Here is a 23,851-nt window from a genome sequence, read left to right as displayed (position 1 = left end):
TCGTTGACCGGGCGTACCGGGGGCCGTCGCCGTCCGCGCCGACGGCCCCCGGCACGCCTACCCCCGTCGTCGGCGGCGCCCGCCCCCGGCGACGGGTCACGGTGGGCCCACAGGCGGAGGCCGGCGAGCCGGCTCCCCGCCCCGGCGGCCGGCCCGGCACCCCTGTACCGGAGAGCACCACGAGCACGAAGAGCACGAGATGACGCGATGTACGAGATGCACGAGATGACGCGATGAACGACTCCTGGCTGCGCCGCACCCGCCGCCGCCACCCCCGGCTGTTCGACACCGTCGGCGGGCTGGCCCTGCTCGCCGTGACCTGCCTCGGCACCATGATCGAGCAGCCCGGCCGCTACGTCCGGCCGGACGTGCTGCCGTTCACCCTCGCGGTGCTCTCCAGCCTCGTCGTGCTCGCCCACCGGCGGTACCCGCGCACGGTGACCGGGGTGACGCTCGGCTGCGCCCTGCTGTTCGAACTCACCTCGGCCAGACCCAGCCCCACCCTGAGCGCGCCGCTCCTCACCGCCCTCTACTTCCTCGCCGTCCGCACCGACCGGCTCACCGCACGCGTGGCGACGGCCGTCGCGGGCGTGCTGCTCACGATCACCGCGCTGGTCGTCGACTCCGGCGCCCCGCTCGGCGAGCGGATCGGCATCCTGACCTGGGTGGTGCTGCCCGGTGCGATCGGGGACTCGATCCGGAACCGGCGCGCCCACCTCGCCGCGATCGAGGAGCGTGCCGAACGCGCCGAGCGGACGCGTGAGGAGGAGGCCCGCCACCGGGTCGCCGACGAGCGGATCCGGATCGCCCGCGACCTGCACGACGTCGTCGCCCACCACATCGCGCTGGCCAACGCCCAGGCCGGCATCGCCGTCCACCTCCTGGACACCCACCCTGCGCAGGCTCGCGAGATGCTCAGCCACCTGACCGACGCCACCGGCTCCGCACTCCAGGAGCTCCGGGCCACCGTCGGACTGCTGCGCCGGGCCGACGACCCCGAGGCGCCACTGGAACCGGCCCCCGGCCTCGGCCGGCTCCCCGAGCTGATCAACTCCTTCGAACGGGCCGGGCTGCCGGTCCGGCTCACCGTCGAGGGCGAGCCGCGTCCGCTCTCCGCGGGCGTGGACCTCACCGCGTACCGGATCCTCCAGGAGTCCCTGACCAACGTGGCCAAGCACGCCCGGGGCGCGGGCGCGGACGTCACCCTGGTGTACTCGGGCAGCCGGGTCGCGCTCTCCGTCGCGAACGGGCGACCCCGCCCGGCGCGCGCGCCCCACCCGGCCGGCCCCGCCGCCCCACCCCGTCCCGCCACCCCGCCCCGCCCCGCCGCCCCGTCCCGTCCCGCCGACGCCGCCGGCTACGGGCTTCTCGGCATGCGGGAGCGGGCCGGTGCCGTCGGCTACGGGCTTCTCGGCATGCGGGAGCGGGCCGGTGCCGTCGGGGGCCGGCTCTCGGCCGACCCCCGGCCGGGGGGCGGCTTCCTCGTCACCGCCGAACTGCCGCTGCGCACCGCCGCAGCCCGAGAGGACAAGGACCACGCATGACCATCCGCGTACTGCTCGCCGACGACCAGGCACTGCTGCGCGGCGCCTTCCGGGTACTGATCGACGCCGCCGAGGACATGGAGGTGGTCGGGGAGGCCGCCGACGGCCGGGAGGCCGTCGAGCTCGCCCGCGCCACCCGGCCCGACGTCGTCCTGATGGACATCCGGATGCCCGGTGTGGACGGGCTCTCCGCGACCGCCGCGATCTGCGCGGACCAGGAGCTCGTCGGCACCCGGGTGCTCATCCTCACCACCTTCGAGATCGACGAGTACGTGGCCCAGGCGCTGCGGGCGGGCGCGAGCGGCTTCCTCGGCAAGGGCGCCGACCCGAAGGAGCTGCTCGCCGCACTCCGTACGGTGGCGGCCGGCGATGCCCTGCTCTCGCCCGCGGCCACCCGGGCCGTGATCGGCCAGTTCCTCGCGCAGCCCGAGCCGGCCCTCGTCCCCGGGACCGTCCCGGAGCGGCTCACGGCGCTCACCGCCCGCGAGCGGGAGGTGATGGTGATGGCCGCGGCCGGGCTGAGCAACGAGGAGATCGCCGAGCGGATGTACGTCAGCCCGTTCACCGTGCGCACCCACGTCCACCGGGCGATGGCCAAACTCGACGCCCGGGACCGCGCGCAGCTGGTCGCCATCGCCTACCAGTCCGGCCTGGTCCCCGCCCCGCGTCCGACCGCCTGACCGGCCCGGGGCTCCGATCGGTCGAGGCCCCTGCCGGTCCGGGGGCCCCACCGGTCACGACGGTGGTCTGGACCACTATGCGGAATGCCGGTGACAGTGCGGGGGTCGGCGTGTGATCGTCTCCGCCATGCCGATCTTCCTCTCGTACGACCGCACCAGGATCAGTTACGACCTGAGGGGCGAGGGCGAGCCGCTGGTGGTGCTCGCCGGCGGGCCGGGGATGGACGCGCGGTACCTGGGCGGCCTCGGCGGGCTCGACCGCCGGCGCCGACTGGTGCTGCTCGACGCCCGGGCCACCGGGCGGTCCGACGTCCCCGCCGACCGGGCCACCGTCTCCTTCGTCGAGCAGGCCCGCGACGTGGAGGCGCTCCGCCGGCACCTCGGGCTGGACCGCCTAGACCTGCTCGCCCACTCGGCCGGCTGCCTCACGGCCCAGGAGTACCGGGCCGAACACCCGGACCGCGTCCGGCGGACGGTGCTGGTCGCACCGGTCGGCCGGGCCGGCCGGGAGCCGGACCAGGCCGAGCTGACCGCCCTGCGCGCCGCCCGCGCGGGCGAGAGTTGGTACCCGGATGCCGCCGAGGCCGACCGCCTGCTCGCCGCGGGCGGCCACACCGACGCGGAACTCGCCGCCCTCCAGCGCCTGATCGTGCCCTTCTTCTGGCACCGCTGGACGGAGGAACGCCGCGCCGAGTACCGGCCCGAGCACGCCACCACGCTGGACTGGTTGCGCGACGCCTTCTATGCGGGCTCGGCCCGCCCCGACACGCTCGCCGGGCGGATCGCCCGGCTGGCCGCCCCCGCGAGCCCGCTCCTGGTGCTGGCGGGGGCCTCGGACGGCATGATCGGCACCGCGCCGGCCCGGGCCGTCGCCGACTGCCATCCGGGCGGCCGGCTGGAGATGCTCGCCCGCTCCGGCCACCGCCCGTGGGTGGAGGAGCCGGAGCGGTTCGTCGGGGTGGTGGAGGAGTTCCTCGCGGCGCGCTGACCGCTTCGGTCGGTCCACGGCGTTCTCCCCGGCCGCCCCCCACACCGTGGGGTCGACAACCCGACCCGCAGCAGGGCCCGTTCGCCGCACCGGCGCCCCGCAGCGCCGACGGGCGGCGCCGGTGACGTGGCCGGAGCTCAGGCGGGCCCGGATCGTGAGGACGGCGGCACGGTGCACGGCGCGCTCTCCCGCACGGGTCGCTCTCCTGCACGGGGCGATGGTGGCACACTTCGGACAGCCCGCAGCTGACATCCGTCGGGTACCGAGGGCCCCGGGGACTCGCACACCGAGGACTCGCACGCCGAGGCCCTCGTCGGTGGAAGAGCACCATCCAGTGGGAGCGATGCCGTGGACCGACCGCCGACCCCGCCGACCCCGCCGACCCCGCCGACCCCGCCCACGCCGCCCACCCCGCGCGGCGTGTGGGCGGTCGGCATCGATGTCGGCGGCACCGGTGCGCGGCTCGCCCTCGCCCCGGCCGACCGGGTCGACGACCTGCGCGGCGCGCAGACCCGGGACGTCCCCGTCGCCGCCCGGATCGGCGCGTCCGGCCACGACGCCCGGGCCCTGCTCGGCCGGCTCCTGCCCGCGTTGGAAACCCTCACCGCCGAGCTGCCGCCCGGAGCCCGCATCGGCGCGGTCGCCGTCGGTGCCACCGGCATGGCGCTGCTCGGCCGCGACCTCGCCGCCGGACTGCCCGGCCCGCTGGCCCGGGCGACCGGAGCCGAGCACCTGGTGCTGGCCGGCGACGCCGTGGCCGCGCACGTGGGCGCACTCGGCACCCGGTCGGGGGTCACTGTCGCCGCGGGCACCGGCCTGGTGGCGATCGGCCGCGCCCCCGGCGCCGGGTGGTGCCGGGCGGACGGCTGGGGCCAGCTGCTGGGGGACTGCGGCAGTGGCGCCTGGATCGGCCGCGCCGGCCTGGAAGCCGCCCTGCGCGCCCACGACGGCCGGACGGGCGGCTCGCCCGCGCTGCTGGCGGCGGCCGAGCGCCGCTACGGCCCGGTGGCGGGTCTCCCCGCCGCGCTCCAGCCGCGCCCCGACCGCGCCGGGCTGCTGGCGGCCTTCGCCCCCGACGTGCTGGCCGCGGCCGACGACGGCTGCCCGGCCGCCGCAGCGATCGTCCGGCAGGCCGGGGAGGAGATCGCCGCCACGGCGACGGCGGCCGCCGCCGCCGCCGCGGGCCTGAGCGCGCCCCGACTCGCCCTGACCGGCGGCCTGTTCAACCTGGCAGGCGTGCGGTCGGCCGCCGAGGAGGCCCTCGCCCGTCACCTCCCGACGGCCCGCCCGCACCGCCCGGACGGCCCGCCCCTGCTCGGCGCCCTCCGCCTCGCCGCCGCCGCGACCGCCACCGCCACCGCGCCCTTCCCCTGGCCCGTCGACCCTCCGCTCCTCGACCTCCGCCGCATCGGTGGGGGCTGACCGGAGCGCTTGTGCCTGCGTCTGCATGGCGACCCGCCGCGCCACCGAGGACCGCTCCGACTCGTACGTGTCCAGCAGCCCGTCCGGCGCACGGCCACGCACCTCCGCGGCCAGTTTCCAGCCGAGGTTCACCGCATCCTGGAGGCCCGGATTGAGCCCCGGGCCGCCGATCGCCGCATGCACGTGCGCGGCGTCGCCGAGCAGGAACACGCGACCCGCCCGGTACTGCGACGCGGTCCGGGTGTTGCCTCCGGACAGCCGCCTCATCAGGTGGGGCCCGGGCCCGGTCAGCGGGTCGAGCAGCACGTCCGTGCCGAGCACCCGGGCGGCGCTGGCCCGGAGCTCGTCGAGCGAGGCCTCGCCCTCGGCCGGCTGCTCCCACTCCGTCGTGCTGATCAGCGGTGCGCCGCCCGGGAACGGCGCCCAGGTGATCATGCCGCGCTCGGTGCGCAGGTGGCGGAACGGCGGCACGAGACCGAAGCCGGGTACGAGCAGGCCGCCGTCGGCACCGACCGCCTCCGGGAGCACGCCCACGTGGCCGGTGCGCGACGCCGAGGAGTCCGTGGTCACGCCGGGGAATCCGATTCCGGCGAGCTTGCGGACGGTGCTGTGCCCGCCGTCGGCGCCCACCAGGCAGGCCGCTTCGAGCGGATCGCCCTCACGCAGTCCGACGGTCACCGAGTCCGTGCCCTGCGTCAGGCCGGTGACCTCGTGCCCGCGGCGGACCTCGACGCCCAGTTCGGCCGCCCGTTCGGCGAGCATCTGCTCGATCCTGCGCTGCGGCACCATCAGGGTGTGCAGCGGGTTGTCGGCCAGGTCGGCGAGGTCGAGCGGGAGCGCGCCGAACACGAAACCGGGCGCCGGCTCGGGTACGGCCCCGGGTGCGGTCGGCCGCGCGTACAGTCCGCGCCGGTCGAGCATCCGGACGACCTGGCCGACCAGGCCGTTCGCGCGTTGCTCGTCGGTCGGTTCGGTGCGGTGTTCCAGGACGAGCGGGCGCGCGCCGGCCAGGGCGAGCTCGCAGGCGAGCATCAGGCCGTTGGGTCCGGCGCCCGCGACGATGACGTCGATCATGGACGGCTTCCTTCCGGGCAGGCGGCATCGGCCCGGCCGACTGCCGGGCGTCGGCCCTCGGTGGAGCGTCAGGGGGTCGGCAGACCCGCCGCGATCCCGACGAGGGCGTCCGCGAGCAGACGCCCCAGCGGTACCGGCGGATCGGTGCGGAGGTGGCGGGCCATGGCGGTGTTGGTGGCGGCCGTGACCGAGGCGGCGACGAGGTGCGGGTACAAGTCCCGTCCCAGGTCGGTGCCGGTGCGGTCGGCGACGGCGGAGGCGATCTCGGCCTCGGTGGTGGCACCGGCCCGCAGCATCTCGCCCTGCGGGGCCGGCTCGGCGAGCATCATGCGCACGCCTGCCGTCCACTGCGCCGCGCCCGGCGCGGGGTGGGCGGCCGCCGCGGCGTCCGGTGCGAACTGCGCCGGCACCGCGCGGGCGATCGCGTCCCACAGTGGCTCCGCCGGGCACTCGCGCAGCGCGGCCGGGCGCGCCGGGCCGGCCGTCCGCGGCGCCGCCGGCGGTGCCCGTCGAGCGGACCGGCCCGGACCGGAGCAGGATGGAACCTCCCGGACATCACCCCGTGGACAGGCCCGAGAATGGGAGGTCGTGATGATCGGAGCGGCGGACATCAGGGAGTGGCGGGGCCACGCCGTGGTCGACGAGGCGGACCACCGGATCGGCACGCTCGAATCCGTCTACGTCGAGACCGCGAGCGACCAGGCGTTCTTCGCCACCGTCACGGTCGGCCTGCCGACGCGCCACCGGCTGGTGTTCGTGCCGCTGGACGACGCCGTCGTCGGGCCGGGGTACGTGCGGGTGGCGTTCCCGAAGGCCCTGGTCAAGCAGGCGCCGTCGATCGGCACGGACGACGTGCTGCCTGCGGAGGACGAGCCGGCGGTCTTCGCGCACTACTCGTTGGAGTACACCCCCGGGGCCGGCGGCGAACGCCGGCTGGCCAGACGCTGACCGCGCCGCCGATGGCGCCGCCGGCCGGGTGTCGGACGGGTGCCGGACGGTGGGCGCGCCCACCGGACGCCCTGGCTGCGCCGTTCGGGTGAATCCGGACCGCGGCGGCCATCCACCCGCGGCTTCGCTCCGAAGCGCCGTTACCGGCCCGGGCACTGTGGGAGGTGTCCGGACGGGTCCGGGGCGGGGGCGCGCTCCTTGTGTCGGCGCCCCCGTCCCGCCGACGCCGACTCCGACTCCGACTCCGACTCCGACGCCGGACGTCGACGCGCCCCGACCCCGACCCGAGAACCCCGACCCCGACCCGAGGAGGAGCCTTGATGCGCGGACCGGAGCTGGACGCGGTGATCGTGGGGGCCGGGCTCGCCGGGCTCGCCTGCGCCCTGGACCTCTGCCGGGCCGGCCGGCGGGTGGCGGTGCTGGAGGCGTCGGACGCCGTCGGCGGGCGGATGCGCACCGACACCGTCGGCGAGTTCACGCTCGACCGCGGGTTCCAGGTGGTCAACACCTCCTACCCCCAGCTCCGCCGCCGGGTGGACCTGCGCTCCCTCGCCCTGCACCCGTTCACGCCCGGGTACCTGCTGGTCGGCTCGGCGGGCCGGCGCCGCCTCACGGACCCGACGCGCGGTCCGGGCCGCTTCGGCGCGCTCCTCACGGACCCGCCCCTCCCCGCCCGGGACCTCGCCGCCCTCGGCCTGCTCTCCACTCGGGACGTGCTGCTCCCGCCGGCCCTCCAGCGCCGCTGCGCCGACGTCCCGACCCACCGCGCGCTCCGCCGGTCCGGCCTGTCCCAGCGGGCCGTCGACGACGTGCTGGCACCGTTCCTGGCCGGCGTGTTCCTCGACGACACGCTGGAGACGTCCAGCCGGGTGTTCCACCTGGTCTGGCGCAGCATGCTGCGGGGCACGCTCTGCCTGCCGCGCAGCGGGGTCGGGGCCGTGCCGGCGCAGCTGGCGGCCGGCCTGCCGGCCGGGGTGGTGCGGCTGGAGTCGCCGGTCACGGCGCTCACGGACGAGGGGGTGGTGCTGGCCGACGGTTCGGTGCTGGCCGCGCCCACCGTCGTGGTCGCCACGGGCGCCGCGGCCGCGGCGCGGCTGCTCCCCGGCCACCCGCTCCCCGCGATGCGCGCGGTCACCACCGTCTACCACGCCGCCCCGGTGCCGCCGCTGCGTGACCCGACGCTGCTGGTCGACACCGACGGCGTGCTGCTCAACTCGGTGGTGCTGTCCGAGGTGGTGCCGGCGTACGCGAGGAACGGGCGGGCGCTGGTGTCGACGTCGCTGCTCGGGGTGGACCGGGACACCCGCCGGGTGCCGGCCAGGCTGGCGGAGCTCTACGGCACGGACACCTCGGACTGGGAGGAGCTGGCCGTGTACCGGATCGCCGACGCGCTGCCGGCGATGCCCTCCCCGCACCCGCTGAGCCGTCCGACGCGGTGGTCCCGCGGCCGCTTCGTCTGTGGCGACCACCGGGCGACGGGCTCCGTGCAGGGAGCGCTCGCGTCCGGGGCGCGCGCGGCCCGCGAGGTGCTCGCCGACGCTGCCGGCAGCTGACCGGCAGCCCATTGCCCGACCGGCCGGTCGGGCAATGGGCAGCCGTGCCCGCAGCCCGCCGAAACCCCGCGAAATCCGGGCCAATCCGTTCGGCCGTCGGCTCCGAAGGAGGAGCGGCCCACCCGGACGACCCCCGTACGAGCGGGCGGGCCCGAGCGCCCGCCCCGGCGTGCCGTGCCCCTGCACGGCCGCCGGGAGTGGGAGGCTCGCACGTCGCCGCCGGGCCGTCACGGCCGGGGCGGCGCCGCCCAGACCGCCACGACCACCACCGGGCCCGCCACGATGACCGTTTCCATCGCCCTGTTCACCCAGGACCTCCGCCTGCACGACAACCCGGTGCTGCGCGCCGCGGCCGATGCCGCGGACGAGGTCGTGCCGCTGTTCGTCCTCGATCCGGGCGTCGCCGCCGCAGGATTCGACGCGCCCAACCGTGCCGCCTTCCTCGCCGACTGCCTCGCCGATCTCGACGACCAGCTGCGCTCCCTCGGCAGCCGGCTGGTCCTGCGGAGCGGACCGGCCGCCGCCGAGGTCGCCCGGCTCGCCGCGGAGACGGGCGCCGCCTCGGTGCACGTCGCCGCCGGGGTGAGCGGCTTCGCGCACCGCCGCGAGCTGGCCCTGCACGCGCTCCTCGGCGACCGGCTGAAGGTGCACGACGGCTCCCTCACGGTGGCCCTGCCGGGCGCTGTCACGCCCGCCGGCAAGGACCACTACGCCGTGTTCACCCCGTACTTCCGCGCCTGGCAGCAGGCCCCGCGCCGGACGGTCCACCGCGTGCCCCGGGCGCTGCGCACCCCCGAGGGCCTCGCGAGCGATCCGCTGCCCGCGGCCGAACCGGAGTCGCCGGGCCTGCCGCCGGGCGGCGAGCGGGCCGGGCGGCGGCGCTGGCTCCACTACGACCTGGACCAGTACGCCGAGCTGCACGACGACCTCGCCGCCGACGGCACCTCGCGGCTCTCGCCCTACCTGCACTTCGGCTGCCTCTCCGCGGCCGAGCTGGCCGCCGCCGCCGCGCGGCAGGACGGCGCCGGGCCGGAGGCGTTCGTCCGGCAGCTGGCCTGGCGGGACTTCCACCACCAGGTGCTGGCGGCCCGTCCGGACGCCGCGCACCACGACTACCGGAGCAAGGGCGACCGCTGGCTCTCCGACAGCGCGGAGGCCGAGGCCTGGCGCCGCGGCCGGACCGGCTTCCCGCTGGTGGATGCCGGGATGCGCCAACTCGCGTACGAGGGCTGGATGCACAACCGGGCCCGGCTGGTCACGGCCTCCTTCCTGGCCAAGACGCTCTACCAGGACTGGCGCCTCGGGGCCCGGCACTTCCTGCGCCTGCTGGTGGACGGGGACGTGGCGAACAACCAGCTCAACTGGCAGTGGGTGGCGGGGACCGGCACCGACACCCGGCCGAACCGTGTGCTCAGCCCGCTCGCCCAGGCCGACCGGCTGGACCCGGACGGTGCGTACGTCCGCCGCTGGGTGCCCGAACTCGCCGCCCTCCCGGGCAAGTCGGTCCACCGGCCGTGGCGCCTGGAGCGCCGGCCCGCCGGTTACCCGGCCCCGCTGGTCGACCCGGACGCCGTCGCCGCCCGCCTCCGCGCGGCCCGCGGCCTCGACTGAGCGCACCCGGCACGCCCCGCCGCACACCCCCGTCCGCACGCCCCCGTCCGCACCCCCGCCGGCCCGGACGCGCCGCCCCGTCCGTACCGCCCCACCGGCGAGAAGTCCGGGAGTTCCCGCGGCGCCCGATATTCCGTCATACGTCGTTCATGCCCTGGTCGCCGTCCTTCGGCTGAATGGGGCCGCCCTCAGTTGTACAGCCAACTGTGGGGCGACCCTCCCTCCAGCCTCCGTGACCAGTCGCGCACGGGACACCGGCCCGCCGCTCCGCCCGGCGGGCCGGTGTCCCGTGCGCGGCGGACAGGACAACCGTGGCCACAGGCAGCGCCCTGGCGCTCACCTCCTCCGCCGACCCCGTCGAAGGCGACCGGCTCACCTTCCACTGGACGACCGACGCTCCGGACCAGAAGAACTGGGTCGGCATCTACGACGGCTCCCGTCGGCCCGGCACCGGCTCCTCGCTGCTCTGGAAGTACACCCCGGCCGGGGCCGGCGACGTCCAGCTCGACACCTCCGCCCTCACCGGCGGCCCGTACACCGCCTACCTGCTGGCCAAGGACGGCTACGGCATCCTCGCGCAGACGGCGCCGTTCACCTTCCGGCCCAAGCCGGCCGTGGTCCGCCCGCACGCCGCCGTGGACGCGCTGACCACCGCCCCCGTCGCGCCCGGTGCCGCCGTCTCCGTCAGGCTCGGCGGCCTCTGGTCCCGTCCGGCCGGCAATCCGGCGGGCACCGCGACGTTCCGCAAGGTGTCCGGCCCGGCCTGGGCGTCCGTCGCCGCCGACGGCCTGCTCACCGGCACCGCGCCGGCCGGTGCGCCGGCCGATCCGGAGGTGGTGGTCGTCGGCGTCAAGGACAGCGCCGGTGCGACCGACACCGTCACGGTGCAGATCCCCGTCGCCGACCCGGCCGGGCCGTTGCGGCTGAAGGCGGCGAGCTGGAACCTCGCCAACGCGGGCGCCGGCTTCACCGACGCGTCGGAGAAGCAGCTCCGGGTGGTGCTCGCCCAGGGCCTGGACGTGCTCGGCCTCCAGGAGACCGCCGGCACCGCCGCGCAGAAGCTCGCCGACGCGCTCGGCTGGTACGCCTACCAGAGCGCCGGCAGCGTCGGCATCCTGAGCCGCTACCCGCTGACGGCCGTCACGCCCGCCACGGCCTCGCTGCCCGCCGCCGGGGCCACGCTCCAGCTGCCGGGGGGGCGCACCGCCCGCTTCTGGACGGCGCACCTGGACGAGGCGGACTACGGCCCGTACGCCGTGCAGGACGGCCGGAGCACCGCCCAGGTCCTGGCCGCCGAGAACGGCTCCGTCCGGCTCCGGCAGGCCCGGGCGCTGGCCGACGCCGTCCGCGCCGACGCGGCCGCGGGTACGCCACTGCTGCTGGCCGGCGCGCTCGCCTCGCCGTCCCACCTGGACTGGACGGCCGCCACCGCGCCCGCGCACGGCGGTGTCGGCCCGCTCGCCTGGCCGGTCACCGGCGCCCTCCAGGCCGCCGGACTGACCGACAGCTTCCGCGAGGAGAACGGCAACCCGGTGAAGGCGCCCGGTGCGACCTGGTCGCCGACCCGCAAGCAGCGTGCCGCCGGCAAGGCCGAGCCGCAGGACCGGATCGACTACGTCCTCCACACGGGCCCGTTGAAGCTGGTCGAGGCCCACACCCTGGTCGCCGACTGGCCCGCCACCGGCACCGACCAGGCCGCCGTCGCCGCCAACGAGTGGCCCTCCGACACGGCCGCCGCCGTCGCCACCTTCCAGCTCTGAGAGGCCACGCCGCCATGTCCGACCTTTCCCGCCGTACCTTCGTCGGCGCCACCGCGGCCGCTGCCGGCACCGTCGCCCTCACCGGCCTCCCGGGCACGCCCGCTGCCGCCGCCGCGCCCGCCGGGGGCCGCCTCACCGGCACCATCAAGGACGTCAAGCACGTCGTGGTGCTGATGCAGGAGAACCGCAGCTTCGACCACTACTTCGGCACGCTGAACGGCGTCCGCGGCTTCGGCGACAAGCAGGCGCTGCAGTTCCCCGACGGCACCGACGTGTTCCGCCAGCCGGACGCCGGCCGCAGCGACGGCGGCGCGATGCTGCCGTACCGGATGGACACCGGCAAGTACAACGCGCAGAACGCCGGCGGCCTCCCGCACGACTGGGCCACCGGCCACCAGGCGATCAACAACGGCGCGATGAACAAGTGGATCGCCGCCAAGGGCGAGCGCACGATGGGCTACTTCACCCGCGCCGACATCCCCTACCAGTACGCCCTGGCCGACGCCTTCACCCTCTGTGACGCCTACTTCACGTCACTCGCCGGCCCGACCGACCCGAACCGGCTCTACCTCTGGACGGGCACCTCCGGCCCCGGCCGGGACGGCACCACCGGCCCGTGGATCGACAACACCCCCGTCACCGACAACCCCGTCGCCGACTGGACGACCTACGCCGAGCGCCTCCAGTCCGCCGGCGTCTCCTGGCGGGTCTACCACAACCCGAGCAAGGACGACCGGACGGGCGACTACGACGACAACGCCCTCTCCTACTTCAAGCAGTTCCACAACTTCCCCCACGACGACCCGCGGTACGTCAACGCGATGACCAAGTTCGACCCGGCGGCCTTCGACGCCCACTGCAAGGACGGGACGCTGCCGACGATCTCCTGGCTGGTCGCGCCCTACCTCTTCTCGGAGCACCCGGAGGCCGGGCCGGCGTACGGGGCGCACTGGGTCAACACCGCACTCCAGTCGCTGATGTCCAACCCGGCGGTCTGGCAGCACACCGTCTTCCTCGTCATGTACGACGAGAACGACGGCTACTTCGACCACATGGTGCCGCCCACCCCCGAGCCGGGCACCCCCGAGGAGTACACCCAGGGCCGCGCCATCGGCCTGGGCAACCGCGTCCCGCTCTGGGTCGCCTCGCCCTGGTCCCGCGGCGGCTACGTCAACTCCCAGGTCTTCGACCACACGTCGGTGCTGCGTTTCATGGAGCAGGTCACCGGCGTCGCCGAACCCAACATCTCCGCCTGGCGGCGCGCCGTCTGCGGCGACCTCACCAGCTGCTTCGACTTCGCGGCCCCCGACCACTCGATCCCCCCGCTGCCGGACACCAACGCCCTGATGGCCAGGGCCGACGCCGGCACCAAGCTCCCCGGCGTCCAACTCCCGGCCGTCGGCGCGCAGTCCATGCCCGTCCAGGAGCGCGGCGAGCGCCCGCACCGGCCGCTGCCGTACCAGCCCTGGGCCGACGCCGAGGTGGACCGGAAGACCGGCCGGGTCACCTGCACGATGAGCAACGACGGCACGGTCGCGTTCCCGTACACCGTCTACCCCAACATCCTGCTCCCGTTCGCCGGCACCTCGTACACCGTCGCGCCCGGCGCCACCGCCACGTACGTGTGGGACGCCGCGAAGAGCAACGGCCGTTACGACTTCACCGTGCACGGCCCGGACGGCTTCGTCCGCCGCTTCGCCGGCACCGTCGTCCGGGACGGGCAGGACGGCCAGAACGACATCGGCGTGCCGATCGTCACGGCGGACCTCGCCGACTCCGGCCGGCTCACCCTCCAGCTGGTCAACGACGGTATGACCGAGATCGGCTTCACCGCCACGCCCAACGACTTCGCGGGGACGGCGCGGACGGTCCGGGTCAAGCCCGGCAAGCAGGTCAACCTGGTCTGGCCGCTGGACAAGCAGGGCCGCTACGACGTCGTCGTGACGGCCGGGACGGGGCTGCGCTTCACCCAGCGTTACGCGGGCTGGGTGCACTGACCCGACCGCTGTTCCGACGGCACCCCCGGCCGTCGAACCGGCCGCACCGACGGCCGGGGGTGCCGAACCGGTGACCCCCGGCCGTGGCGCGGCCGCCCGGCCAGGGCTCGCGGCTACCGTCGGGCCCATGCAGAAGATCAGCACCTTCCTCTGGTTCGACGACCAGGCCGAAGCGGCCGCCCGGTTCTACACCTCGGTGTTCGCCGACTCCCGGATCGTCGGGACGACCCACTACACCGAGGCCGGCCCCGGCGCGGCGGGCACCGTCATGACCGTCACCTTCGAGCTCGCCGGGCAGAGCTACACCGCCCTCAACGGCGGCCCGATCTTCCCCTTCACCGAGGCGATCTCGCTCCAGGTGGACTGCGCCGACCAGCAGGAGGTGGACGAGCTCTGGACGAAGCTCACCGCCGACGGCGGCGAGGACGGCCAGTGCGGCTGGATCAAGGACCGCTACGGCCTCTCCTGGCAGCTCGTCCCGCGCGTGCTCACCGAGCTGATCGCCGACCCGGACCGGGCCAAGGCCTCCCGGGTCATCGCGGCGATGCTGCAGATGCAGAAGATCGACGTCGGCAAGCTGCTGGACGCCGCCGAGGGGTGACGCCCCGGCAGCCCGGGCAGCCCGGGCAGCCCTGGTTGCTCCGGTAGCCCCGGCGGTCCCGGCCGCACGGCCGCGGCCCGGCTGCGGCCGCCACGGCGGGGCGCTCAGCCGGTCCCGCGCCGGAGCCGGGCGCGCCGCAGCCGCCCGGCCCGCAGCCGCTCGCCCCGGGCGAGGCGGCGCAGCCAGGCGAACCGGGAGAACCGCTCCCGGTTCGCCACCGAGGCGCGGTCCAGCTCCTCCATCAGCCGCCGGCTGCGGTGTTCGAGGTCCAGCTCGTCCAGGATCCGGTCCACCTCGGCCAGCAGCGCACCGTGCAGCTGCCAGGCCTCCGGGTGCTCCCGGACCTGCTGCAGCAGCAGGTGCGCGACGTTCTCCCGGCTGGCCCAGGCGGCGACCAGCTCGGCGGCGAGCCGCCGCTCGGCCTCCTCGGCGTTGCGGCTCACCTGGGTGGTCACCAGCACCGCGAAGCTCACCAGCGCGCCGCCGACGTGGGCCAGCAGCTCCTCCAGCGCCACGGCGAGCTCGGCGGGGAAGAGCTGCTCGCCGGGCCCGCGCCGCTTCGCCAGGTCGGTGAGCGAGCGGGCGAGCACCCGGATCACCACGACGCAGATCTCCAGGGTGTCCAGACCGGTGCGCAGCACCAGCCGGGAGAGCAGCCCCTCGCTGATCCGGGGGTTGAGCCGCAGGCTGTCCTCGGCCTGCCGCAGCGCCCCGTCCACGTCCGCGATGGCCTGGTCGAGCCGGCGGGCCTCGTGCAGGCGCTCGGCCGCGCGGGCCACCGGGGTCGGCCGGCCCAGCTCCTCGGCGATGCCGTTCAGCAGGTGGCGGGCGCGCCGGGCGAGGTCCTCGATCGACTCGCCGGCGGTGTCCACCCAGACCGGCGGCGCGAACAGCAGGTTGAACAGCAGCCCGACGACGGCGCCGATCAGCGTCTCCAGCACCCGGTCCCAGGCCTGCGAGGTGACCTGCGAGACGCCCAGGATGAGCATCGCGCTGATCGCCACCTCCTGGACGAACTCGTCCACCCGGACGAACCGCCCGATGGTCAGCGAGGCCAGGATGATCAGCCCGAGGCTCCACCAGGAGAGCCCCACCACGCTGCTGAACCCGATCGCGATCAGCACCCCGACCACCACCGAGTTGACCCGGCGGATGCTGGTCGTCAGCGTCGAGTAGACGGTCACCTGGACGACCAGCAGCGCGGTCAGCGGTGCGGTCAGGGGAGCGGGCTCGCTGCTCAGCTGGGTGGCCACCGCGTACGACAGGGTGGCGGCGACGGTCGCCCGGATCGTCTGGACGACGAAGGGCTCTCGGGCGCCGCGGCGCAGCGTGGTCGCGAGGGACTCCGGGAGAAGGGCCATGCCGCCCTACTTTCCCCGCGGCGGCGGCTTACACCGCCACCGCGCCGGACAGCTACCCGAAAGTGCCGCCGCCGGGGCGCGTTCGCCGCGCCGCCGCGCCTGCCCGCGTCCGCCGCTACGGCTGCCGGCGCTGGTCGCGGAGCAGCTTCCAGGGCGCGAGCGCGGACTCGACCTGCACCGCGAGGCTCATCTTCGACGCGCCCTTGACCCGCTCCTCGAAGCGGATCGGCACCTCGCGCACGGTGAGCCCGCGCTTGACCACGCGGTAGTTCAGCTCGACCTGGAACGAGTACCCGTTGCTGTGCACCGAGGGCAGGTCGATCGCCCGCAGGGCGTCCGCCCGCCAGGCCTTGAAGCCGGCGGTGGCGTCCCGGACGCCGAGGCCGAGGATGGTGTTGACGTAGAAGTTCGCCCAGGAGGAGAGCGCCTTGCGGTGCCACGGCCACTCCTCGGCGGTCGAGCCGCCCGGCACGTAGCGGGAGCCGAGCACCACGGCGGTGTCGTCGGCCAGCAGGGTCTCCAGCATCACCGGGATCACCGAGGCCGGGTGCGAGAGGTCGGCGTCCATCTGGACGACGACGTCGGCGCCCTCCGCCAGGGCCCGGGTCATGCCCGCGACGTACGCCCGCCCCAGGCCGTCCTTCTCGGTGCGGTGCAGCACGCCGACCGTGTCGGGGGAGTCCAGCGCCAGCTTGTCGGCGACGGCGCCGGTGCCGTCGGGGGAGTTGTCGTCGACGACCAGCAGGTGCAGGCCGGGCAGCCGGAGGTCGGCGAGCAGCCCGGCGAGGACCGGGAGGTTCTCCCGTTCGTTGTACGTGGGTACGACGACAACGACCTTGGGGGAGGCCTCGACCATGTTCTGTCCCTCGCGCGATTCGCGGCCGGGGCCGCGCCGTCGGCGTGCGCACCCGGCCGGACGGTTGTCCACTTCGGTCGGGCGAGTCTAGCCGCGCCGGTACGTGCCCGTACCCCGGGTGCGGGCCGCCCGCCCCCGGCGGGGCGCCGAGCGGGCGACGCACCGGGGCGCGCCCATCGCGTTCCGCGCCGTCGCCGACCCCGTCACATAGCCTGACCGGGCCGTCCGTCCGGCGGCCAGGAGTCCGGGCCGTGTGCGGGTGGGCGGCCGGCGTCGTGGACAGGGGTGTACGTGGGCTCGTCAGCTTCGCGCCGTCCGGCAGCTCCGGGGGCAGCCCCGTCGGCCCGGGAGCGCTTCCGCGCGTGGCTGCTCGAAGGGTTGGCCGACCGGGCAAAGCAGCACCCCGGGCCGCACGCCGACCCTCCGGCCGAGCACCGGGGCGCCCGCTGGTGGCGGGTGATGTGCCTGACCGGTCTGGACTACTTCTCGACGCTCGGCTACCAGCCGGGCATCGCCGCCCTGGCGGCCGGGCTGCTGTCGCCGGTGGCGACGATCGTGCTGGTGCTGGTCACGCTGTTCGGCGCGCTGCCGGTGTACCGGCGGGTGGCGCAGGAGAGCCCGCACGGCGAGGGCTCGATCGCGATGCTGGAGCGGCTGCTGTCGTTCTGGAAGGGCAAGCTGTTCGTCCTCGCGCTGCTGGGCTTCGCCGCCACCGACTTCATGATCACCATCACGCTGTCCGCCGCCGACGCCACCGCCCACCTGGTGGAGAACCCGCACCTGCACAGCGCCCTCACCGGCCGGCAGGTGATGATCACGCTGATCCTGGTCGCCCTGCTGGGCGCCGTCTTCCTCAAGGGCTTCGGCGAGGCGATCGGCCTGGCCGTCGTGCTGGTCGCCGTCTACCTGTCGCTGAACGTGGTCGTCGTCGCCACCGGCCTCTACGAAGTCCTGCGGGCCCCGCAGCTGGTCAGCGACTGGCGGGCCGCGCTGACCGCCGAGCACGGCAACGTGGTCGCCATGATCGGCGTCGCCCTGGTGGTCTTCCCCAAACTGGCGCTCGGCCTGTCCGGCTTCGAGACCGGCGTCGCGGTGATGCCGCACATCGAGGGTGACCCTGAGGACACCGAGGAGCAGCCGACCGGCCGGATCCGCGGGGCCCGCAAGCTGCTCACCACCGCGGCGCTGATCATGAGCGTCTTCCTGATCACCACCAGCTTCATCACCACCCTGCTGATCCCGAAGGCGGCCTTCGAGCCCGGCGGGCCGGCCAACGGCCGGGCCCTCGCCTACCTCGCGCACGAGTACCTCGGCAACACCTTCGGCACCGTCTACGACCTCTCCACCATCGCGATCCTCTGGTTCGCCGGTGCCTCCGCCATGGCCGGGCTGCTCAACCTGATGCCGCGCTACCTGCCCCGCTACGGCATGGCCCCGCAGTGGGCCCGCGCGGTGCGCCCGACCGTCCTGGTGCTGACCGCCATCGCCTTCCTGGTGACGTGGCTCTTCGACGCCAGCGTGGACGCCCAGGGCGGCGCGTACGCCACCGGTGTGCTGGTGCTGATCAGCTCGGCGGCGATCGCCGTGACCATCGCCGCCCACAAAGCGGGGGAGCGGAACTGGACGATCGGCTTCGCGGTGATCGCCGGGGTCTTCCTCTACACCACGGCGGTCAACATCGCCGAGCGGCCGGACGGCGTCAAGATCGGTGCCTGCTTCATCGCCGGCATCATGCTGCTCTCGCTGCTCTCCCGGCTCAAGCGCGCCTTCGAGCTGCGGGTGACGGACGTCGTGTTCGACGAGGCCGCCGGGCGGTTCATCCGCGACTACACGCACCGCCCGCTGCGGCTGGTCGCCAACGAGCCGAACAGCCGGGACCTCGTGGAGTACCAGGAGAAGAAGCGGCAGATCCGGGCGGACAACGACATCCCGGCCGAGGACGACCTGGTCTTCGTCGAGGTCACCGTGCTCGACCCGTCGGAGTTCGAGGCCGTGCTGCGGGTGCGCGGCGAGGTGCTGCACGACCGCTACCGGGTGCTCTCGCTGGAGAGCTCCAGCGTGCCGAACGCGCTGGCGGCGCTGCTGCTGACGGTCCGCGACCGGACGGGGCAGCAGCCGCACATCTACTTCGAGTGGACGGAGGGCAACCCGTTCGCGCAGTTCCTGCGGTTCTTCCTGTTCGGCCACGGGGAGGTCGCGCCGGTCACCCGGGAGGTGCTGCGGGAGGCGGAGCCGGACCGGGACCGCCGCCCGCGCGTCCACGTCGGCTGAGGCGCGGGCCTCAGGCGTCCTCGGCGGGCCCCTCGGAGGCGTCCTCGGAGGCTTCCTCGAAGGGCTCGTCGGACCAGCGGAAGGAGGCCCGGCCGCCGTCGATGTGCAGCAGGAACTCGGCCACCGGGCCGTCCGGCGCGACCAGCGTCAGGGCGTCGGCGATCCGGTCGTAGGACCGGTCGAAGGCTTCGTGGTCCTCCGCGTCCAGCAGGGCGCGGGACTCCTCGAACCACGGCCGCACCGCGGCGAAGCCGGGCGCGGGAGCGAAGCCGCCGCTCAGCCAGGGGAAGTCACCGTCGTCGACGTGGATCTCGCCGATCGGCTCGTCGCCCCGCAGCAGGCGCCAGGTACTGCCGGAGAAAGCCACCCAACCCACCTCCGCCGGGGCCCGGACCTCGGACCCCGGCGCGAGTCTGCCACCCGGCACCGACGGGCGGGCGGGCGGCCGCGGCTCATCTGTTGGGGTGGGACCTGCTCCAGGCCGGGGCGACGAGGGCGATGATGCCGACTGCGAAGGCAAGCTGGAGCGCGTGGCGGATCCAGTCGATGCCCCCGGTGTGGCGCACCCCCAGCCAGCCGGAGACGGCGTTGCCCAGCCATGCCCCGGCCGCACCGAGCAGCATCGTCAGCCACCACGGGATCGCCTGCGGGCCGCGCAGGATCAGCTTGGCCAGGACCCCCAGCACGAAACCGATGAGCAGAATCCACAGGAGCTGGAACATCGCATTCCACCTTTCGAGGCGCGTGGGCGCGTTTTCCCATGATCGCGCGGAATGCCCGCCCCGGCACGTCGGACGGCGGTGACGCCGCTCCGCCCGGGCCCGCGCGCGGCCCGTGCTCCTCCCGGCCCGGCCACGCCACCGGCACGCGCCCCGGCGGGCCGGGCCGGCACCCGAGGGGGAGGTGACACTCCGACAGCACCGGCCCGGGGGGCCGGAGAAGAGGCCGGGCGGCTCTGGCGGACGGCGCGGCCCAGCCGATACGGTCTGGACCAACCACCGGTCCGGCCGCTCGGCCGCGGTACCTTCCCCCTGGTCATGCTCCGGGAGTCACCATCAACACCCGATCCACCGCCGGCCCCCCTCTCACGCTGCCCGACCTGCTGGACGACCGGGCGCACCGGCACCCCGACCGGCCCGCCCTGCTGGTCGGCGGCGCGTCCCTCGGGTACCGCGACTGGCGGGACCGCGCCGTCCGGGCCGCCCACGGACTGGCCCGCGCGGGCGTCCGCCCCGGTGACCGGGTGCTTCTGCTCTTCACCAACCGCGCCTGGGACGCGTACGCGGTGGCCTTCCTGGCCGCCCACTACGCCGGTGCGGCCGGCGTCGTCGTCCGCGAGGACCTCGGGGCCGAGGACACCGCCCGGCTCGCGGCGGCGAGCGGAGCGGGCCACGCGGTGGCCGGCGGTGCGGGCGACGCCCGGGCCGCCGCGGCCGGCGTCCCCGCCCTGCTGCTCGCCGACCTGGAGGCCGCGCCCGGCACGCCGGACCACCCGCCGCACCGGCCCGGCCCCGACGACCTCGCCCAGGTGATCGGCACCTCCGGCACCACCGGGGCGCCCAAGGGTGTGCAGGCCGCCCATGCCAGCCTCACCGCCGGCCACGTCCTCGACCCCCGCCCGCGCCCCTACGCCCACTCGGCGCACGCCGTGCACGCCTTCCCGATCGGCACCAACGCCGCGCAGGTCGTGCTGGTCAACGCGCTCGTCGCGGCCCCCGCGACGATCTGCCTGCCGCGGTTCGAGGCCGAGGAGTTCGGCCGGGTGGTCGAGGAGCACCGCGCCGGCACCGTCTTCCTGGTGCCGTCGATGGCCGTGGAACTGCTCAACTCGGGCGTCGCCGCCCGGCGCGACCTGGGCAGCGTGCTGCTGGTCAGCTCCTCCGCCGCCGCCCTGCCGGCCCCCGTCGCGACGGCGCTGGCCGCGGCCCTGCCCGGCGCGACCGTGGTCAACACCTACACCTCCGCCGAGGCCTCGCCCGCCCAGATATCCGCCGTCGTGGACGCCCGCCGGCCCGGCTCGGTCGGCCGCCCCGCCAACCCGGCCGACCTGCGGCTGCTCGGCCCCGACGGCGCGCCGGTGGCCACCGGCGAGGCCGGCGAGGTCTGGCTGCGCCAGCCCGGGCCGCCGCGCGGCTACGTGGCCGGGGCCGCGGAGTCGGCGGCGGTCTTCCGGGACGGCTGGGTGCGGATGGGGGACCTCGGGCGGCTCGACGCCGACGGCTACCTGTACCTGGTCGACCGGGAGAGCGACGTCATCAAGTCCGGCGCGCTGAAGGTCTCCACGCTGCGGATCGAGGACGTGCTGCACGCCCACCCCGGGGTCGCGGACGCCGCGGCCCTGGGCGTCCCGCACCCGGTGATGGGCGCCGTGCCGGTCGCCGCCGTGGTGCCCGCCGCCGGCGGCCTGGACGTCGACGAGCTGCGGCTCTTCCTCAGTGCCCGGCTCGGACGGGCCGAACTGCCGGTGCGGATCCTGCTCACCGACCGGCTGCCGCGCAACCCCAGCGGCAAGGTGCTCAAGCACGAACTGCGCGCCCGGTTCACCGAACCGGCCGCCGGCCGCGTCGCCCCCGGCACCCCGCCCGCCACCGACCGCGAGGTCGCGCTGGCCGGGCTCTGGCGGCGCGTCCTGGGCCGCCCCGTCCATGCGGTGGAGGACGAGTTCTTCGCCCTCGGCGGCGACTCCTTCCGCGCCGTCCAGCTGGCCGCCGCGATCTCCGCCGAGTTCGGCGTCACCGCCCGCACCGCCCTGGTCTTCGAGCGTCCCTCGCTCCGCGCGCAGGCGGCCTGGATCGAGGACGCCCCGCCGGCCGCGGCCGGGCCGCCCCGCCCCGGCGCCGGGGCGGACGTCTCCGCCTTCCTCCGGGAGCTGCGTGCCCAGCCGCACGACGTGCCGCTCACCTCGCAGCAGGAGAACTTCCTGCGCTGGACGGCCGAGGCCGAGGGGCGCAACGTCGGCTCGGTGGCCGTGATGTTCCGGGTCACCGAACCGCTGCGCACCGACCTGCTGGCCGAGGCGCTGCACGAGGCCGTGCGCCGCCACCCGGCGCTGCGGACGCGGTTCGTCCCGGTGCCGGGCGCAGTGCAGCCGGGCGTGCGGCGCGCGGTGGTCGACGCGGAGCCCGCTGCCGAGGTCGTGCTCGCCGAGGCCCCGGGCGAGACCGACGACGAGGTGTCGGCCCGGCTGGTCGCCGTCCGGGACAAGCTCACCGACGTCGCCGAGGGGCCGATGGCCCGCCTCGCGGTCGTCACCCGGGGCCCGGACGACCACGCGGTGCTGCTCGCGGTGCACCACATCGTCGCCGACGGCTGGTCGGTCGGCGTGCTGCTGCGCGAACTCGGCGTCCTCTACTCGGCGTTGCGGCGCGGCCGGCCCGCCCCGGCGCCGCGGCCGGGGCCGGGGCCGGAGTACGCCGACCTGGTCGCCCGGGCGAACGCCCACTGGCCGGACTCCCGCGCGCACTTCGCCCGTACCCTGGCCGGCGCGCCCGAGGCGGTGGACCCGTTCCCGGGCCGCCGTGACACCGAGACGGTGCTGAGTGCGGCCCGCCGGATCGCCGTCCCGCCCGCGCGGGCCGAGGCGCTCCGCGCGCGGGCCGCGGAGGCCGGCGCGACCCCGTTCCAGGCGCTGGCGGCCGTCTGGCTGGGACTGCTCGCCGACCGCAGCGGCCGGCCCGACCTGGTGCTGATGACCCCGGTGCCGGGCCGGACCGACCCGGCGGCGGAGCGGGCCGTGGGCTGCTTCGTCCAGTCACTGCTGCTGCGGATCGACGCCTCGGGCGGGCCCGGCTTCGCCGAGCTGCTCGCCCGCGTCCGCGACACCTCCACGGCCGCGCTGGACCACCAGCTGTACCCGTTCGCCGAGTTCAGCCCGCAGGTGCCGTTCGCCGCCTGGCTCCGCTACGAGAGCTGGAACGCCCCCGCGCAGCTGCCCGGCCTGGCCTGCACGGCCTGGGAGGTCCCGCGCAGCGCGACCGTCCCCTACCCGCTGCCCGGCGGCGACCGCCACGTCCCCGAGCTGGCGGCCACCGAGCAGCCCGACGGCAGCCTGGTCTGCTGGCTCCGCTACAACGAACACGCCTTCACGGCGGCGGCCGTCGAGGCGCTGGCCGCCGACCTGGAGGCGCGCCTGGCCGAAGCCGCCGGCACCTGACCGCGGGGTGCCCGCCGGGGCGGGCCCGGCGGGCACCCGGCCTCTCGCGGCAGGCCTCCGCTCAGCTCCGGGCGTCCTGCCGGCAGGAGGCGACGAACCCGAGCAGGCGGTCGTTGACCACGTCCGGACGCTCCAGGTTGAGCCCGTGGCCGGCCCGCCGCACGATCTCGGCGCGGACCCCCGGGATCAGCGCGGTGACCCGCGCGAGGGCCTGGCGCGGCCGGAGGAGGGCGCTGCGGGCGCCCAGCAGGACGAGGACGGGCAGCCGGACGGAGCCCAGCTCCTCGTCGGTGAACGGCGGGGCGGCGGGGCGGGCGTTCGGCCGGTACGTCCGCATGCCCAGCATCAGCGGCGCGATCATCTCGGGCGGCGAGCCGAGCGCGGGGTTGGCGAGCAGGCGTCCCAGCGCCGGGCGCAGCGGCCGCGGGGCGAGCATCCCGAGCAGGCCGCCGACCATGTGCGCGTAGAACCGGGCGGGGACCTTCTCGATCCCGCCCGGGTCCAGCGGCGCGATCGAGGCGAGGCGCCCGGGGGCGTGGACGGCCTGGTTGAGGGCCAGCCAGCCGCCGTAGGAGACGCCGACCAGGTGGATCCGCTCCAGCCCGAGACCGGCGAAGACCTCGTCGAGCCAGCCGGCGTTCTCCGCGGACCCGGCCGCGACCACGCGTTGCACGCTGCGGCCCGGGTCGTCCAGCGTGTCGATCGCGTAGACCGGGTGGTGCTCGCCGAGCGCGGCGATCTGTGGGTACCAGTTGGACGCGTGCCCGGCGTGGCCGTGCAGCAGCACGACCGGTTCGCCGGTCGGCGGCCCGTAGTGGTGGACGTGGACGGTGCCGTAGGAGGTCTCGACGTCGAGCTCCCGGCGGGGGCCCGGCCACAGCTCCATCGCCCGGTCGTATGCCTCAAGGAACTTCGCTCGGGCCTCCGCGCTGACGAAGCGTCCGACGCTGGTCCTGGTCATGGTCCCTCCCGGTGCACGAAACAGCAGGACTTGATGGTATGTGTGTACCATAAAAATAATCGAAGGGAACC

Annotated in this window: 18 protein-coding genes and 1 pseudogene; 12 read left to right on the top strand and 7 right to left on the bottom strand. The window is 75.6% G+C overall.

The genetic code is table 11. The annotated features are described in order from the left end of the window. Window positions 1-233: 233 nt before the first annotated feature. The 4 genes from OH807_RS04325 to OH807_RS04310 all read left to right on the top strand — a co-directional run bounded on the left by OH807_RS04325 (window position 234) and on the right by OH807_RS04310 (window position 4,634). Window positions 234-1,544 (top strand): sensor histidine kinase, encoded by a 1,311-nt coding sequence (locus tag OH807_RS04325; RefSeq protein WP_406194052.1) that lies wholly within the window; start codon window positions 234-236, stop codon window positions 1,542-1,544. Then, window positions 1,541-2,224 (top strand): response regulator, encoded by a 684-nt coding sequence (locus OH807_RS04320; RefSeq protein ID WP_406194050.1) that lies wholly within the window; start codon window positions 1,541-1,543, stop codon window positions 2,222-2,224. The genes OH807_RS04325 and OH807_RS04320 overlap by 4 nt, the downstream gene beginning before the upstream one ends. A gap of 127 nt (window positions 2,225-2,351) precedes the next feature. Beyond that, window positions 2,352-3,212, top strand: a complete 861-nt coding sequence (locus tag OH807_RS04315) for an alpha/beta fold hydrolase (protein ID WP_406194048.1) — start codon at window positions 2,352-2,354, stop codon at window positions 3,210-3,212. Between the two features lie 348 nt (window positions 3,213-3,560). Next, window positions 3,561-4,634, top strand: a complete 1,074-nt coding sequence (locus tag OH807_RS04310; protein WP_406194046.1) for an N-acetylglucosamine kinase — start codon at window positions 3,561-3,563, stop codon at window positions 4,632-4,634. An 81-nt stretch (window positions 4,635-4,715) separates the two neighbouring features. Here OH807_RS04310 and OH807_RS04305 read toward each other — a convergent pair. Together OH807_RS04305 and OH807_RS04300 are read right to left on the bottom strand one after the other, a co-directional pair. Then, window positions 4,716-5,666, bottom strand: a pseudogene (locus tag OH807_RS04305) (FAD-dependent monooxygenase); the annotation flags it as partial. A 110-nt stretch (window positions 5,667-5,776) separates the two neighbouring features. Further along, the gene (locus OH807_RS04300; protein ID WP_406194044.1) at window positions 5,777-6,319 is read right to left on the bottom strand and encodes a hypothetical protein; all 543 of its coding nucleotides are present in this window, start codon (window positions 6,317-6,319) and stop codon (window positions 5,777-5,779) included. Here OH807_RS04300 and OH807_RS04295 point away from each other — a divergent pair. From OH807_RS04295 to OH807_RS04270, 6 genes are all read left to right on the top strand, one after another. Further along, window positions 6,300-6,656 carry a PRC-barrel domain-containing protein gene (locus tag OH807_RS04295; RefSeq protein ID WP_406210689.1) on the top strand — a complete coding sequence of 119 codons (357 nt, stop codon included), beginning with the start codon at window positions 6,300-6,302 and terminating at the stop codon, window positions 6,654-6,656. The genes OH807_RS04300 and OH807_RS04295 overlap by 20 nt on opposite strands. Window positions 6,657-6,976: 320 nt before the next feature. Beyond that, the gene (locus OH807_RS04290; RefSeq protein ID WP_406194042.1) at window positions 6,977-8,209 is read left to right on the top strand and encodes an NAD(P)/FAD-dependent oxidoreductase; all 1,233 of its coding nucleotides are present in this window, start codon (window positions 6,977-6,979) and stop codon (window positions 8,207-8,209) included. A gap of 282 nt (window positions 8,210-8,491) precedes the next feature. After that, on the top strand, window positions 8,492-9,820 hold the full coding sequence (locus OH807_RS04285; protein ID WP_406194040.1) for a cryptochrome/photolyase family protein: 1,329 nt from the start codon (window positions 8,492-8,494) through the stop codon (window positions 9,818-9,820). Between the two features lie 311 nt (window positions 9,821-10,131). After that, the gene (locus tag OH807_RS04280) at window positions 10,132-11,580 is read left to right on the top strand and encodes an endonuclease/exonuclease/phosphatase family protein (protein ID WP_406194038.1); all 1,449 of its coding nucleotides are present in this window, start codon (window positions 10,132-10,134) and stop codon (window positions 11,578-11,580) included. Between the two features lie 14 nt (window positions 11,581-11,594). Beyond that, window positions 11,595-13,577 carry a phosphocholine-specific phospholipase C gene (locus OH807_RS04275; RefSeq protein WP_406194036.1) on the top strand — a complete coding sequence of 661 codons (1,983 nt, stop codon included), beginning with the start codon at window positions 11,595-11,597 and terminating at the stop codon, window positions 13,575-13,577. Window positions 13,578-13,704: 127 nt separating this feature from the next. Next, complete coding sequence (locus tag OH807_RS04270; protein ID WP_406194034.1) at window positions 13,705-14,178, top strand: VOC family protein; 474 nt, start codon at window positions 13,705-13,707, stop codon at window positions 14,176-14,178. 104 nt (window positions 14,179-14,282) lie between these two features. Here the strand turns inward: OH807_RS04270 and OH807_RS04265 are convergent, their stop codons facing one another. Next, window positions 14,283-15,539: an FUSC family protein gene (locus tag OH807_RS04265; RefSeq protein WP_406194032.1), complete on the bottom strand. Its 1,257-nt coding sequence runs from the start codon at window positions 15,537-15,539 to the stop codon at window positions 14,283-14,285. Between the two features lie 115 nt (window positions 15,540-15,654). Next, window positions 15,655-16,395, bottom strand: a complete 741-nt coding sequence (locus OH807_RS04260) for a polyprenol monophosphomannose synthase (protein ID WP_406194030.1) — start codon at window positions 16,393-16,395, stop codon at window positions 15,655-15,657. A 291-nt stretch (window positions 16,396-16,686) separates the two neighbouring features. On the opposite strand from OH807_RS04260, the gene OH807_RS04255 reads away from it, so the two are divergent. Further along, a complete protein-coding gene (locus tag OH807_RS04255) occupies window positions 16,687-18,666 on the top strand; it encodes an amino acid transporter (RefSeq protein WP_406194028.1) in 1,980 nt (659 codons plus the stop codon). A gap of 10 nt (window positions 18,667-18,676) precedes the next feature. Here OH807_RS04255 and OH807_RS04250 read toward each other — a convergent pair whose 3' ends face one another. Together OH807_RS04250 and OH807_RS04245 are read right to left on the bottom strand one after the other, a co-directional pair. Further along, window positions 18,677-19,033 (bottom strand): hypothetical protein, encoded by a 357-nt coding sequence (locus tag OH807_RS04250; RefSeq protein WP_406194026.1) that lies wholly within the window; start codon window positions 19,031-19,033, stop codon window positions 18,677-18,679. A gap of 85 nt (window positions 19,034-19,118) precedes the next feature. After that, window positions 19,119-19,388, bottom strand: a complete 270-nt coding sequence (locus tag OH807_RS04245; RefSeq protein WP_406194024.1) for a GlsB/YeaQ/YmgE family stress response membrane protein — start codon at window positions 19,386-19,388, stop codon at window positions 19,119-19,121. 233 nt (window positions 19,389-19,621) lie between these two features. Here OH807_RS04245 and OH807_RS04240 point away from each other — a divergent pair, with 233 nt between their 5' ends. Further along, on the top strand, window positions 19,622-22,819 hold the full coding sequence (locus OH807_RS04240; protein WP_406210686.1) for an AMP-binding protein: 3,198 nt from the start codon (window positions 19,622-19,624) through the stop codon (window positions 22,817-22,819). A 61-nt stretch (window positions 22,820-22,880) separates the two neighbouring features. Here the strand turns inward: OH807_RS04240 and OH807_RS04235 are convergent, their stop codons facing one another. Then, the gene (locus OH807_RS04235) at window positions 22,881-23,780 is read right to left on the bottom strand and encodes an alpha/beta fold hydrolase (RefSeq protein WP_406194022.1); all 900 of its coding nucleotides are present in this window, start codon (window positions 23,778-23,780) and stop codon (window positions 22,881-22,883) included. Window positions 23,781-23,851 lie beyond the last annotated feature (71 nt).

The sequence above is a fragment of the Kitasatospora sp. NBC_01560 genome (assembly GCF_045208415.1).
Lineage (GTDB): Bacteria > Actinomycetota > Actinomycetes > Streptomycetales > Streptomycetaceae > Kitasatospora.
The sequence above is the reverse complement of the archived record's forward strand: the minus strand, read 5'-3'. Positions and strand labels throughout refer to the sequence as shown.

Coding starts and splice junctions, on each gene's coding strand:
- OH807_RS04320 (WP_406194050.1), top strand. CDS start 1,541: ATGACCATCCGCGTACTGCTCGCCGACGACCAGGCACTGCTGCGCGGC.
- OH807_RS04315 (WP_406194048.1), top strand. CDS start 2,352: ATGCCGATCTTCCTCTCGTACGACCGCACCAGGATCAGTTACGACCTG.
- OH807_RS04325 (WP_406194052.1), top strand. CDS start 234: ATGAACGACTCCTGGCTGCGCCGCACCCGCCGCCGCCACCCCCGGCTG.
- OH807_RS04265 (WP_406194032.1), bottom strand. CDS start 15,539: ATGGCCCTTCTCCCGGAGTCCCTCGCGACCACGCTGCGCCGCGGCGCC.
- OH807_RS04295 (WP_406210689.1), top strand. CDS start 6,300: ATGATCGGAGCGGCGGACATCAGGGAGTGGCGGGGCCACGCCGTGGTC.
- OH807_RS04235 (WP_406194022.1), bottom strand. CDS start 23,780: ATGACCAGGACCAGCGTCGGACGCTTCGTCAGCGCGGAGGCCCGAGCG.
- OH807_RS04290 (WP_406194042.1), top strand. CDS start 6,977: ATGCGCGGACCGGAGCTGGACGCGGTGATCGTGGGGGCCGGGCTCGCC.
- OH807_RS04300 (WP_406194044.1), bottom strand. CDS start 6,319: ATGTCCGCCGCTCCGATCATCACGACCTCCCATTCTCGGGCCTGTCCA.
- OH807_RS04285 (WP_406194040.1), top strand. CDS start 8,492: ATGACCGTTTCCATCGCCCTGTTCACCCAGGACCTCCGCCTGCACGAC.
- OH807_RS04275 (WP_406194036.1), top strand. CDS start 11,595: ATGTCCGACCTTTCCCGCCGTACCTTCGTCGGCGCCACCGCGGCCGCT.
- OH807_RS04270 (WP_406194034.1), top strand. CDS start 13,705: ATGCAGAAGATCAGCACCTTCCTCTGGTTCGACGACCAGGCCGAAGCG.
- OH807_RS04245 (WP_406194024.1), bottom strand. CDS start 19,388: ATGTTCCAGCTCCTGTGGATTCTGCTCATCGGTTTCGTGCTGGGGGTC.
- OH807_RS04260 (WP_406194030.1), bottom strand. CDS start 16,395: ATGGTCGAGGCCTCCCCCAAGGTCGTTGTCGTCGTACCCACGTACAAC.